The sequence below is a fragment of the Prauserella isguenensis genome (assembly GCF_014191605.1).
Lineage (GTDB): Bacteria > Actinomycetota > Actinomycetes > Mycobacteriales > Pseudonocardiaceae > Prauserella > Prauserella isguenensis.
Genome location: NZ_JACHWU010000003.1, coordinates 540,279 through 552,475 on the forward strand (window position 1 = coordinate 540,279; position 12,197 = coordinate 552,475).

The 12,197-nt window shown below is 71.0% G+C and carries 12 protein-coding genes; 5 read left to right on the forward strand and 7 right to left on the reverse strand.

What is annotated here, in order from left to right; genetic code table 11:
• Positions 1-5: 5 nt before the first annotated feature.
• A complete protein-coding gene (locus FHS23_RS15265; RefSeq protein ID WP_183655270.1) occupies positions 6-563 on the reverse strand; it encodes a DUF2017 family protein in 558 nt (185 codons plus the stop codon).
• The gene (clpS, locus tag FHS23_RS15270; RefSeq protein ID WP_183655273.1) at positions 560-844 is read right to left on the reverse strand and encodes an ATP-dependent Clp protease adapter ClpS; all 285 of its coding nucleotides are present in this window, start codon (positions 842-844) and stop codon (positions 560-562) included. The genes FHS23_RS15265 and clpS overlap by 4 nt, the downstream gene beginning before the upstream one ends.
• A gap of 234 nt (positions 845-1,078) precedes the next feature.
• Between clpS and FHS23_RS15275 the strand changes: the two genes are divergently transcribed.
• Genes FHS23_RS15275 through FHS23_RS15285 form a run of 3 tightly spaced genes read left to right on the forward strand, consistent with a single transcriptional unit; the run spans position 1,079 to position 3,909 of the window.
• Positions 1,079-2,368: a nicotinate phosphoribosyltransferase gene (locus FHS23_RS15275; protein ID WP_183655276.1), complete on the forward strand. Its 1,290-nt coding sequence runs from the start codon at positions 1,079-1,081 to the stop codon at positions 2,366-2,368.
• An 18-nt stretch (positions 2,369-2,386) separates the two neighbouring features.
• Entirely contained in the window at positions 2,387-2,959 is a 573-nt protein-coding gene (locus tag FHS23_RS15280) for a nicotinamidase (protein WP_183655279.1), read from the forward strand.
• Positions 2,956-3,909, forward strand: a complete 954-nt coding sequence (locus FHS23_RS15285; RefSeq protein ID WP_183655282.1) for a PfkB family carbohydrate kinase — start codon at positions 2,956-2,958, stop codon at positions 3,907-3,909. The genes FHS23_RS15280 and FHS23_RS15285 overlap by 4 nt, the downstream gene beginning before the upstream one ends.
• Here the strand turns inward: FHS23_RS15285 and FHS23_RS15290 are convergent.
• Positions 3,897-4,652, reverse strand: coding sequence for a hypothetical protein (locus tag FHS23_RS15290; RefSeq protein ID WP_183655285.1), 756 nt, complete (start codon positions 4,650-4,652; stop codon positions 3,897-3,899). The genes FHS23_RS15285 and FHS23_RS15290 overlap by 13 nt on opposite strands.
• Before the next feature lie 271 nt (positions 4,653-4,923).
• Between FHS23_RS15290 and FHS23_RS15295 the strand changes: the two genes are divergently transcribed.
• Entirely contained in the window at positions 4,924-7,026 is a 2,103-nt protein-coding gene (locus FHS23_RS15295) for an ATP-dependent DNA helicase (RefSeq protein ID WP_343053963.1), read from the forward strand.
• A 29-nt stretch (positions 7,027-7,055) separates the two neighbouring features.
• Positions 7,056-7,403 (forward strand): hypothetical protein, encoded by a 348-nt coding sequence (locus FHS23_RS15300; RefSeq protein WP_183655288.1) that lies wholly within the window; start codon positions 7,056-7,058, stop codon positions 7,401-7,403.
• Between the two features lie 15 nt (positions 7,404-7,418).
• Here the strand turns inward: FHS23_RS15300 and FHS23_RS15305 are convergent, their stop codons facing one another.
• The 4 genes from FHS23_RS15305 to ctaD all read right to left on the reverse strand — a co-directional run bounded on the left by FHS23_RS15305 (position 7,419) and on the right by ctaD (position 12,017).
• Positions 7,419-8,048, reverse strand: coding sequence for a class I SAM-dependent methyltransferase (locus tag FHS23_RS15305; protein WP_183655290.1), 630 nt, complete (start codon positions 8,046-8,048; stop codon positions 7,419-7,421).
• A 191-nt stretch (positions 8,049-8,239) separates the two neighbouring features.
• Positions 8,240-9,004, reverse strand: a complete 765-nt coding sequence (locus FHS23_RS15310) for a peptidyl-tRNA hydrolase (RefSeq protein ID WP_183655293.1) — start codon at positions 9,002-9,004, stop codon at positions 8,240-8,242.
• Entirely contained in the window at positions 9,001-10,236 is a 1,236-nt protein-coding gene (gene serB / locus FHS23_RS15315; RefSeq protein ID WP_343053964.1) for a phosphoserine phosphatase SerB, read from the reverse strand. The genes FHS23_RS15310 and serB overlap by 4 nt, the downstream gene beginning before the upstream one ends.
• Complete coding sequence (gene ctaD, locus FHS23_RS15320; protein WP_183655296.1) at positions 10,233-12,017, reverse strand: aa3-type cytochrome oxidase subunit I; 1,785 nt, start codon at positions 12,015-12,017, stop codon at positions 10,233-10,235. The genes serB and ctaD overlap by 4 nt, the downstream gene beginning before the upstream one ends.
• Positions 12,018-12,197: the final 180 nt, after the last annotated feature.

Below are 12,197 nucleotides of genomic sequence, written 5' to 3' on the forward strand. Positions count from 1 at the left end.
TCGTTCTACTCGGTGAGGGCCTGCACCAGGCTTTCCTGTACCCAGGTCAGCCAGTGGTAAATGCCCAGGTGCGAGGAACGGGGGTCGTCCTCCGGCAGCTCCTCGGGCATGTCGTCGTCGACGTCCAGCGCCGTGCCCAATGCCAGGCGGACGTCGTTGAGCGCCGAGACCCACGCGTCGGCCTGCTCGTAGGTGAGTTTGACGTTGCCGCCCTCGGGCGGCAACGTCTTCAGCAGTTCGGCGGCGACCCCGAGCTTGGCGTCGAGCACCTGCGGCTCGTGCAGCGAACGCAGTGCCGCGGCCGAGTCGACCTCGTCCTGCGACGGCTGGTCGGGGTCGAGCTTGTGGAAATCGGGAAGGAGCCTGCCGAGCACCGGGTCGTCCGGGCCCTCCGAGGGGCCGGTCTTGATACCGGTCAGCTCCGCCAGCTCGTCCTGCGGCGCTTCTTCCGCACGGGCGCGGAGCATGTCGTCGACCTGGCTCACCAGGCCCCGCAGCACGGCCGCCTCCTGCTGCTCGAACCCGCCGAGCACGCGTCCGCCCTTGCGCCGCCAGCTCTTCACGTCTGCTCCATCGTGGCCCACAGGCCCGCCGCGTGTAGTTTCGCGACGTCGCCCTCGACCTTCTCCTTGCTGCCCGACGTGACGATCGCCCGACCCTTGTGGTGGACGTCGAGCATGAGTTTCGTGGCGTGGTCGCGGCTGTACCCGAACAGCTTCTGAAAGACGTACGTCACGTACGACATCAAATTGACCGGGTCGTTCCACACGATCGTCTGCCACGGTTGGTCCCCGGCGCTGGTGTCCTCGCCGAGTGTCTGTTCGGCCTCGACCGGCGTCGTCATGCCCTCCATGTTGGCACGCCCCCTCTCACGCCCTGCCCGGAACCCCGCAAGTCCCCTCCCCTCCATTCCTGCGTTGCCCCGAGGGCACTGTGGTGGCACCGAGTGCGACCGAAGTGCCCTCGGGGGCCCCCTCCGCCCACGACTCCTCACGACACGCCGACGCGTGACGGCGCACCCCCGCTGGTCGGCACCCACGGCTGGGGTGGCCACCCGTTCGCGGATAGGTTCTTCCGCATGGAACAGATCGGCCCCAGCACGGCACTGCTGACCGACCACTACGAACTGACCATGCTCGGCAGCGCGCTCGCGGACGGGTCGGCCGACCGCGAGTGCGTGTTCGAGGTGTTCGCACGCAGGCTCCCCGGCGGCAGGCGCTACGGCGTCGTCGCGGGCACGGGCCGGGTGCTCGACGCGATCGCGGACTTCCGCTTCACCGACGCCGAGTTGACACAGCTCGAACACACGGCGGTGGTCGACTCGGCGACCCTGTCCTGGCTGGCCGACTACCGGTTCTCGGGCGACGTCGACGGCTACCCGGAGGGGGAGCTGTACTTCCCCGGTTCGCCGATCCTCACCGTGCGTGGAACGTTCGCCGAGGCGGTCGTACTCGAGACGGTGGTCCTGTCGATCCTCAACCACGACTCGGCGATCGCCTCGGCGGCGGCGCGAATGTCGGCGGCTGCCTCGGGCAGGCCCATCATCGAGATGGGTGGGCGCCGCACCCACGAACTCGCCGCGGTGGCGGCCGCGCGGGCCGCGTACCTGGCCGGTTTCGCGACGACGTCGAACCTCGAGGCGGGCAGGCGCTACGGCATCCCCACCCGCGGCACGACGGCACACGCCTACATCCTGTTGCACGACAGCGAGGAGGCGGCGTTCCGTTCGCAGGTCGCCAAGGCCGGTCCGGACACGACGCTGCTCGTCGACACCTACGACATCACCGCGGGGATCGACACGGCGGTGCGCGTGGCGGGGCCGGAACTGGGTGCGATCCGCATCGACTCCGGCGACGTGGGCGTGCTCGCGCGCAAGGCCCGCGAACAACTCGACGACCTCGGCGCCAAGGACACGCGGATCATGGTCTCCGGCGACCTCGACGAGCACGCCATCGCAGCGCTGCGCGCCGAGCCCGTCGACGCCTACGGTGTCGGAACGTCCGTTGTGACCGGTTCCGGCGCGCCGACGGCGGGAATGGTGTACAAACTCGTCGACGTGGACGGCCGCCCCGTGGCGAAACGCAGCGAGGACAAAGCCTCCCGCGGCGGGCGCAAGTCGGCGGTGCGCAGGCACAAGGCCACCGGCACGGCGCTCGAGGAGGTGGTGCACCCCGCGGATGCGCCACCCGAGCTCGGAGAGCACGACCGGACCGTGCCGATCCCGCTCATGCGGGCGGGCAAAACCGTGGGCGGGCTGCCCACACTGGAAGACGCGCGCACTCGACTGCGCCGCGGCATGGTGAGCCTGCCGTGGGAAGGCCTGAAGCTCTCCCAGGGCGAGCCTGCCATTCCGACGACATTCAGCTGAGAAGAGCGGGAGGCGGTCATGAGCACCGCGTTGATCGTCGTGGACGTGCAGAACGACTTCTGCGAGGGAGGTGCGCTCGCCGTCGCGGGCGGCACGGCCGTCGCGGGCGACGTGTCGGAGCTGCTGCGCCGGGGCGAGTACGCCCACGTCGCGGCCACCCGCGACCTCCACATCGACCCGGGCGCGCACTTCAGTGACGAGCCCGACTTCGTGACGTCCTGGCCCCGGCACTGCGAGGCGGGCACGCCCGGTGCGAGCTTCCACCCGGCACTCGACGTCGGGCCGGTGCAGGCCGTGTTCTCGAAGGGCCAGTACAGCGACGGCTACTCGGGATTCGAATCGGCCACCGACACCGGCGAGACGCTCGAACACTGGTTGCGCTCGCGCGGGGTCACGGCCGTCGACGTCGTGGGCATCGCGACGGACCACTGTGTCCGCGCCACGGCCCTGGACGCCGCACGCGCCGGGTTCACGGTGCGGGTGCTGGCGGATCTGACCGCGGGTGTCGCGGTGGAGACGACCGAGCGGGCGCTGACCGACTTCGTCGATGCCGACGTCGAGATCGTCGGCACTCCCCGGGTCGGCGCGTGAGCGCAGGCCTGGTGACGTTCGGCGAGGCGCTGGCGTCCTTCCGCACCTCGACGGGCAAGCTCCGGCACGCGACGACCGTCGACGTCGGGATCGCGGGCACCGAGGCGACCGTGGCCGTCGGCGTGTCCCGGCTCGGCGCCCGCGCGGCGTGGACCGGCCGGATCGGCGCCGACGAACCGGGCGCGCTCGTGCTGACCCGGCTGCGGGAGGAGGGCGTCGACACGTCCGCGGCGGTGACCGACGCGCACTCGCCCACCGGCCTGGTGCTCCGGGACGTGCGGTCGCGCGACACCAACCGGTCGGCGTTCTACCGCACCGGCAGCGCGGGCACGCGCATCGCACCGGAGGACCTGCGCGAGGACCTGATCGCCGGGGCGGGCGTGCTGCACCTGTCCGGCAGCACCGCCGCGCTGTCGGAGACGGCCGACGACGCCACGTTCACGGCCGCCGAGATCGCGGGTGAGGCGGGCGTGCCGGTGTCCGTGGCGCTCGACCACCGGCCCGCGTTGTGGCGGCCCGAGGACGCCCGCGACACGCTGCTGGACCTCGTCTCGCACGCCGACATCGTGTTCGCCCGCACCGACGAGGCGCGCCTGCTCGGGTTCGACGGCGACGCCGACTCACTGATGGCCGAGCTGGCCGCGCTCGGCCCCGACGACGTGATCGTCACGCAGGGCCCGCGCGGCGCGGTCGCCGAGATCGCGGGCGCCCGCTACGACGTGCCGTCCTATCCGGTGCACGAGATCGACCCGGACGCCGCCGACGAGGCGTTCGTCGCGGGGTATCTCGCGGACCTGCTGGCGGGCGAGCCCGCCGACCGGCGCGTGCGCACGGCCGCGGCGTGCCGAGCCGCTGCGATGACCGTGCCCGGCGGCGCCGACAGCCTGCCGGAGCGGGGCGACCTCGTGGACCTGCCCCGGCAGCACCGGCTCGCGCGTCAGTCTCCGTAGGGGGCGCAGCTCGACGAGCCGACGCGGATGTCGCCGGTGACCGGGCCGCCTTCGGGGAACAGCTCGATGTGCACGGCGGACATGGCCATGCTGCCGTCCGGCGGTTCGGGCGCGGTGAACTCGTTGAGCACGACGCGCGCCATCGGCGGGTCGTTCTCGGTCGCGCCGGGGATCAGCACCTCGTGGTTCGGCGGGATCTCCTCCGGCACGTCGAAGCCGGTCACGCCGGACAGCGACATCGACGACGCACTGCCGTTGTCGGTGGTGTGGCACGACGCCGAGTAGGAGCGCACGCGGATCTTCGGGCCGCCGTACTGTTCCAGCACGGACGTCGAGAACCGGTCGCCCGTCACCTCCGCGCGTGCCCGTCCGCCGGAACGCTCGCAGGACGTCTCGGCCCGGCCGTAGGCGGCCAGTTCACCGTCCTCGCCGACCGTGATGCCCGGCGTGCCGCCTTCGGTCTCACCCTCGACGTCGCACGCCGCGATCGGGCCGACCCGCACGTCGGTGCCGCCCTGCACGACGTCGACCATGCCCGCGTCGCCGGTCGCCGTCGGCGCCCAGTCGTCGTGCGCGTGCACCGCCTGCGTCTCGGCCGCGTGCCCCGAGGCCCGGCCGTCGGTGTCCCCGGTGCCGTCGGCGCCGGCATGGGCGGAGCCCGTCAACGCGGCGATCAGCGCCAATGAGGCAAGCCCCACCACCGACAGTCGGCCGGTTCGGCGTGCGGTGCGCGTGCGTGTCATGTGACGTCCTCCCGAATCGTGACTGGCGCATCCCCGACATCGGCAGCCACGGACTAGAGCCTGACCCGGCCGACCGCACACCACCCGGCCGTGTGACCGCCCGTTCGGGGCCGCCTGCCCACACCCCGACGACGGGTCACCGCCGGGCGGCACCGGCACCCAGGTACCGGTGCCCCTCGGTGCCGCTGTCCCTCGGTGCCGGTGCCCGTCGGGTCGGCCCATCGGTGTCGGTACCCATCGGTGTCGGCCCCGATCGGTAAGGTGGCGCTCCGTGCCCGCCGAGATCAGCACCCTGCAGAAGCCCCGCGAGCTCCCCGGCGTCCGCGAGCTGCTCACCGACGCCGTCGAGGCGGTCGGCGGCACCGAGCGCGACGGCCAGGTGCGCATGGCGGAGGCCGTCGGGCGGGCGATCCGCACCGGTGAGCACCTCGCCGTGCAGGCGGGCACCGGCACGGGCAAGTCGCTGGCCTACCTCGTGCCCGCGATCCGGCACGCGGTCGAAGGGCACACCACGGTCGTCGTGTCGACCGCCACGATCGCGCTGCAGAACCAACTCGTCGACCGCGACCTTCCGCGGCTGGCGAAAGCACTGAAGAAGCCGCTGGGCCGCGAACCGACGTTCGCGATCCTCAAGGGCAGGCGCAACTACCTCTGCATGCACCGCGTGCATTCCGGCGCCCCCGAAGAGCCGGAGGACAGCGGATTGTTCGACGCGTTCGCCGTGTCGCGTATCGGCCGCGAGGTGAAACGGCTGCACGAGTGGTCCTCGGAAACCGAGACCGGCGACCGCACGGAGCTCGTGCCGGGTGTGTCGGAACAGGCGTGGCGGCAGGTGTCGGTCAGCGCGCGCGAATGCCTCGGCGCTGCGCGCTGCCCCGTCGGCGACGACTGCTTCGCGGAGAAGGCGCGCGCCGACGCGGGCCGGGTCGACGTCATTGTCACCAACCACGCGCTGCTGGCGATCGATGCGCTCCAGGAACAGCGCGTGCTGCCGGAACACGACCTCGTCGTCATCGACGAGGCGCACGAGCTGGTCGACCGGGTCACGTCGGCGGCCACGGCGGAGCTGACCGCCTCGGCGGTCTCGGCGGCCACCCGACGCTGCGGGCGCATCATCGACGCCGACACGTCGGACCGGCTCCTCGAGGCTGGCGAGGGTCTCGCACTCGTACTCGACGACCTTCCCGCGGAGCGGCTCGACACGCTGCCGCACGCGCTCGGCGGCGCGGTCACCGTCGTCCGCGACGCCGCGCACGCGTGCCTGACGGCGCTGGGCGGCGAACGCAAGGAGGACGTCGAGGAGGCCACCGCACGCAAACTGGCGCGCTCGGCCGTCGAGGAGATCCACGACACCGCGGTACGGCTGCTCGACGCGTTCGACGCCGACCAGGCGAACCGGCCCGACGTCGTGTGGATCTCGAAGGACACCTACTCGTCCTCGCCGCGGCCGCCATCGTTGCACGTCGCGCCGCTGGCCGTGGGCGGACTGCTGCGGGAGCGCGTGTTCGCCCGCTCGACGACCGTCCTGACGTCGGCGACCCTCGCACTCGGCGGCCGGTTCGACACCCTGGCCCGCCAATGGGGACTGCCTCCGGAACCGACGTCCGCGCCCGCCGACGACGGCACCGCCACCGACAAGCCCGCTCCGGCCGACGACGCCGACGACGGACTGCGGTGGAGCGGACTCGACGTCGGCTCCCCGTTCGACTACGGGCGCAACGGCATCCTCTACGTCGCCAAGCACCTCCCGCCGCCCGGCCGCGACGGACTCGGCGACGCCACGCTCGACGAGATCGCCGCGCTCATCGACGCCGCGGGCGGGCGCACCCTGGGCCTGTTCTCATCCATGCGCGCCGCCAAACGGGCCGCCGAGGAGCTCCGCGAACGGCTCCCCTACGACATCCTGTGCCAGGGCGATGACTCGACGTCGACGCTCGTGTCGCAGTTCGCGGACGAGCCGCGCACGTGCCTGTTCGGGACGCTGTCGCTGTGGCAGGGCGTGGACGTGCCGGGGCCGTCGCTGCAGCTGGTGATCGTGGACCGGCTGCCGTTCCCGCGGCCCGACGACCCGGTGGCCTCGGCCCGGCAGCGGGCGATCGAGGCGCGCGGCGGCAACGGCTTCCTCACGGTCGCGGCCACGCACGCCGCGCTGTTGCTGGCGCAGGGTGCGGGCAGGCTGCACCGCTCGTCCAGCGACCGCGGAGTCGTCGCCGTCCTCGACTCACGGCTCGCGACGGCGCGGTACGGCGGCTTTCTGCGCGCGTCGATTCCGCCGTTCTGGCCAACGCAGGATCCCGCCGTTGCGCGCGATGCGCTCACGCGGCTCGACGCCGCCGCCCCGGGAAGGGCGAGCACGTCCACCGCGTTACGGTGAACGCCACCCCCGAGCCCAAGGGAGAGTTCGTGTCCCCCGATTCCTCCACCGCCCATTCCCGCGCCGTCAGTGTCGACGACACCGGTGTCCGGCGGCAGCTCGCCGACGGCTCCGAGGAGCGGGTCGACTGGGACGACCTCGCCGCCGTGGTCGTCCGTGTGATCCCCGAGGGACTGTCGGACGAGGACGTCTTCCTGATGCTCGCGGCGGCCGACGGCACGGGCACCGCCGTGCCGAGCGGCGACCCGGCCGCGGACGCGCTCATCGAGCGGCTGCAGACCCTGCCGGGGTTCGACCACGAAACGTTCGTCGAGGCGATGACCACCGACGCCGACCAGGCCTACGTCGTGTGGAAGGCGGGCGAGGGCTCGGCCTGACGTTCCCGGGCGGCCTCATTCGGCCGCCACGGCGCGGATCACGGCGTCGACGCCGGTGCCTTCGACGTCGCGGCTGCGCTCCTCGGCGACCTCGAGCCGCCAGCCGCCGAGCGCGTCGAGCGCCGCGGTCGCCTCCTCGACCGAGACCTGCACCTGTCCCGCAGCAGGCGTGTCGGCACCGGTTTCCGGGTCCACGGGGCGATGTCCGACCAGTAGGAGCGTGCCGCCGGGTGCGACACCGCGGGCGAGCCGCGTGACGAACTCGCCGACCAGCCCCTCGATGTGCACGTACACGCACGCCACGAGGTCGTAGGTCCGGTCGGGCGGATTCCACGTGGCGAGGTCCGCCTCGCGCCACTCGATCCTCTCGGCGATGTCCGCACCGAGACGTTCGGCCGTCTGCCGTCCCACGTCGAGGGCCGTGGGCGAGAAATCGACCGCCGTGACCCGCCAGCCGGACGCGGCCAACCAGTGTGTCTCCGCACCGTGACCGCATCCCGCGTCGAGTGCGCTGCCGGGGCGCAGGCCGGCCACCTCCGCGAGCAGGTGCCTGTTGGGAGGCCGGTTCGCGACAGCATCCGGGTGATCGCGGACAACCTGTCCCCAACGGCGTTCCCAGAAGTCACGGTCGAACGTCGAATCCATGTTCGCGACTGTGCCACGGCGTGTACCAATACGGCGATCTCCTTTGCCGAATCCGCAAACATGTCGCCGGCCGGCCACTGAGGGCGCCGTCTCGGACGGCCCATGTCGGGAAGCCGGCCGCGTGGAAACCCTCTGCCGGAGACCCGGGCCGGCGAGTGCGGCTTGTGGCTTGCGGCTTGCGGCTTGTCGACTCAGAGCCCGCGCGCCTGCGCGAGCACGGTGACCGTGCCGGGTGCGATCTCGGTGAATCCGGCGTCGCGGACGGCGATGACGCCGCGGTCGCGCCACGTCGCGGCCGGATCACCCGGTGCCAGCTCGGCCCACTGGGCGGGCGTGGCGTCACGCACGGCGCAGCGGAAACCGTCGGCGCGCCAGCGCGACAACTCGACGTCGCCGAGCACTGCGGCCAGCAGCATCGTGGCGTGCCCGACCTGCGCGGCGAACTTGCCGGTCGTCATCGGCACGTCCGGGTTCAGCAGCAACAGCGGACGGTCGTCCGAGGCGGGCCCGGGCTCGTCGACGGGCAGGTCGGTACCGGAGACCTGCAGGCGCGCCACCTCTTTGGGCACTTCCGACACGCGCCCGGGCAGCAGGGCTCGTACCTGCGCGCCGTCGACGTCCACCGTGATGCCGGGCAGCTCCTGCACCGCGTCCCAGTGAGCGCCCCGGGCCCTCCGGGCGACCTTGCGGATGTGGCCTGCGAGCCAGTCCCGCATCGGCTCGTGCCAGGGCCCGCCTGGTTCGCACCGCTCGTCGAGGCACACGGCCAGCGCCGCGGTCGCGGCGGCTTCCAGTAACGGCGTGCGTGCGGGCGGCGAGGCCTTCTCCATGCGCAGGATCACCGGCATGGCCCGCACCTCGTCGGGTTCGGCCTCGACGACGGCGGCGGTGTCGGCCGCGGGCAGGTCGAGCCAGGAGGCGTAGCGCGCGGCGAGCGGAGCGAGCGGCCCGGTCACGGCCGGACGAGCGCGAGACCGTCGGCCGCGTCGGCGGCCTCGACCTCGGTACGCGTCACGCCGAGCATGAACAGGATCGCGTCGAGGTACGGGTACGACAGCGCGGCGTCGGCGACCTCGCGCAGCGCGGGCTTGGCGTTGAACGCGATACCCATGCCCGCCGCCGACAGCATGTCGATGTCGTTGGCGCCGTCACCGACGGCGACGCACTGCTGCACCGGGATACCGAACTCGTCGGCGAAGCGATTCAGTGCCCGCGCCTTGCCGGGCCGGTCGACGATCTCACCGACGACGCGGCCGGTGAGCTTGCCGTCGACGACCTCCAACTCGTTCGCCGCGGCGAAGTCGAGGCCCAGGTCGTCGACGAGCCGGTCGATGATCCGCATGAAGCCACCGGACACGACACCGCACTGGTAGCCGAGCCGCTTGAGCGTGCGGATCGTCGTCCGGGCGCCGGGGGTGAGCTCGATCGCGTCGGCCACCTCGTCCATCGCCGTCTCGGGCAGCCCTTCGAGCAGGGCGACGCGGCGTTCCAGCGACTCGTTGAAGTCGATCTCGCCGCGCATGGCGGCCTCGGTGATCTCCCGCACCTGCGGTTCGACCCCGACGTGCGCGGCGAGCATCTCGATGACCTCACCCTGGATGAGGGTGGAGTCGACGTCGAACACGACCAGCCGCTTCGCCCGCCGAGACAGGCCGGAACGCTGGATGGACACGTCGAGCCCGCCGCGGTTGGCGAAGTCGGCGAGGATCGAGCGCAGCTCGGCGTCGGACTCCGGCGTGTCCTTCTCGACCGACAGCTCCACCTCGAGGCCGGTCACCGGATAGTCGGCGATGCTCCGGATGGCGTCGATGTTGGCGTGGACCGACGCGAGCTTGCCCGCGACCGCGTAGATCGACTGTGCCGTGAGCGGGCGGCCGAGCAGCGTCAGTACGTGGGTCGAGCCCTGCCTGCCCTGCGCGAACGGCTCGGTGCCGATCTCGTCGCCGATCTTCACGTCGACCGACATCGCCACGGTCGCCATGGCCTGCTCGACGGCCTCCTGCAGGGCTTCCGGGTCGCTGTCGACGGCGACCAGCACTCCCAGTACCAATCGTCCACGGATGACCACCTGCTCGACGTCGTGCACGTCGACGCCGTGTGCGGTGAGCGCGGCGAACAGGACGGACGAGACGCCCGGCTTGTCCGGCCCGGTCGCGGTGATCAGGACTGGGGTGCTGTTGGTACTCACTGTTCGCTCGCGTTGTCCTTATCGTGGTCGCCCGGCATGACCGCCTTGGTGGCCACCTGCGAGGGCGCCTCCTTGGCATGCGGGCTGTCGATCTGCTTGCCGGTGAACGAGATGTGGCCCTCGGAGTGGAGCCGCTCGATCATGTGCGGGTAGTGCAGCTCGAACGCCGGCCGCTCGGACCGGATCCGGGGCAGCTCGGTGAAGTTGTGCCGCGGCGGCGGGCAGGACGTCGCCCACTCCAGCGAGTTGCCGTAACCCCACGGGTCGTCGACGTCGACGAGCTCACCGAACCGGTAGCTCTTGAAGACGTTCCAGATGAACGGCAGCGTCGAGGCACCGAGCACGTAGGCACCGATCGTAGAGATCGTGTTGAGCGTCGTGAAGCCGTCGGAGGCGAGGTAGTCGGCGTAGCGGCGCGGCATGCCCTCCGCACCCAGCCAGTGCTGGACGAGGAACGTGCCGTGGAAGCCGAGGAACGTGAGCCAGAAGTGCAGCTTGGCCAGCGGTTCGTCCATCATCCGGCCGGTCATCTTCGGGAACCAGAAGTAGATGCCGGCGAATGTGGCGAACACGATCGTGCCGTAGAGCACATAGTGGAAGTGCGCGACGACGAAGTAGCTGTCCGACACGTGGAAGTCGATGGCGGGCGCGGCCAGCAGGACGCCGGTCAGACCGCCGAAGAGGAACGTGACGAGGAAGCCGACGGAGAACAACATCGGCGACTCGAACGTGATGCGGCCCTTCCACATCGTGCCGATCCAGTTGAAGAACTTCACACCCGTCGGCACGGCGATCAGGAAGGTCATGAAGGCGAAGAACGGGAGCAGCACGGAGCCGGTCGCGTACATGTGGTGCGCCCACACCGACACCGACAGGGCTGCGATCGCCAGCGTCGCCAGCACGAGGCCCTTGTAGCCGAAGATCGGCTTACGGCTGAACACCGGGAAGATCTCGGACACGATGCCGAAGAACGGCAGCGCGACGATGTACACCTCGGGGTGGCCGAAGAACCAGAACAGGTGCTGCCACAGGATCACGCCGCCGTTGGCGGGGTCGAACACGTGGGCGCCGATGACACGGTCGGCCAACAGCCCCATCAGCGCGGCGGTCAGGATCGGGAACGCGATCAGCACGAGGATGCTGGTGACCAGGATGTTCCAGGTGAAGATCGGCATCCGCCACATCGTCATGCCGGGAGCACGCAGGCAGACGATGGTCGTGATCATGTTGACCGCACCGAGGATCGTGCCCAGACCACTGACGACCAGCCCGGTGATCCAGAGGTCGGCCCCCACGCCCGGCGAATGGATCGCGTCGGAGAGCGGGGTGTAGGCGAACCAACCGAAGTCGGCGGCGCCGCCCGGGGTCATGAAGCCCGCGAGCGCGATCAGACCGCCGAACGTGAACAGCCAGAACGAGAAGGCGTTCAGTCGCGGGAACGCGACGTCGGGCGAACCGATCTGCAGCGGCAGGACGAAGTTCGCGAAGCCGAACACGATCGGCGTCGCGTAGAACAACAGCATCACCGTGCCGTGCATGGTGAACAGCTGGTTGTACTGCTCCTGGGACAGGAACTGCTGACCCGGCTGAGCGAGCTCGGTACGGATCAGCATCGCCATCGCTCCGCCGATCATGAAGAAGGCGAAGCAGGTGACGATGTACATGATGCCGATCTGCTTGTGATCCGTCGTCCGGAACATACTCAGCAGGTACGAACCCTTTGCCGACTTCTGCGCCGGGTATGGGCGCTTCGCGATCGGCTGGGGGGCTACGGCCGTCACTCCTGCCTCCTGCACTTCGAACCCCGATCCTTGCTGCGCCACGGGCGGGGACCCACGTTGGCTACGACAGATCGTAGCCGTCGCGAGTTTCGATGGTTCCCGCGGCTGCGAACATCACGTCGGGAGTGCCCGATCGGCGCCTTCCAGCGTCGCGGTCCTCCTCGACACGACCCGCCGGTT

What these genes read in the sequence shown, in the direction of transcription:
- clpS (WP_183655273.1), bottom strand. Translation starts at nt 844, where the DNA reads ATGACGACGCCGGTCGAGGCCGAACAGACACTCGGCGAGGACACCAGC.
- FHS23_RS15275 (WP_183655276.1), top strand. Translation starts at nt 1,079, where the DNA reads ATGGAACAGATCGGCCCCAGCACGGCACTGCTGACCGACCACTACGAA.
- FHS23_RS15280 (WP_183655279.1), top strand. Translation starts at nt 2,387, where the DNA reads ATGAGCACCGCGTTGATCGTCGTGGACGTGCAGAACGACTTCTGCGAG.
- FHS23_RS15305 (WP_183655290.1), bottom strand. Translation starts at nt 8,048, where the DNA reads ATGGATTCGACGTTCGACCGTGACTTCTGGGAACGCCGTTGGGGACAG.
- FHS23_RS15290 (WP_183655285.1), bottom strand. Translation starts at nt 4,652, where the DNA reads ATGACACGCACGCGCACCGCACGCCGAACCGGCCGACTGTCGGTGGTG.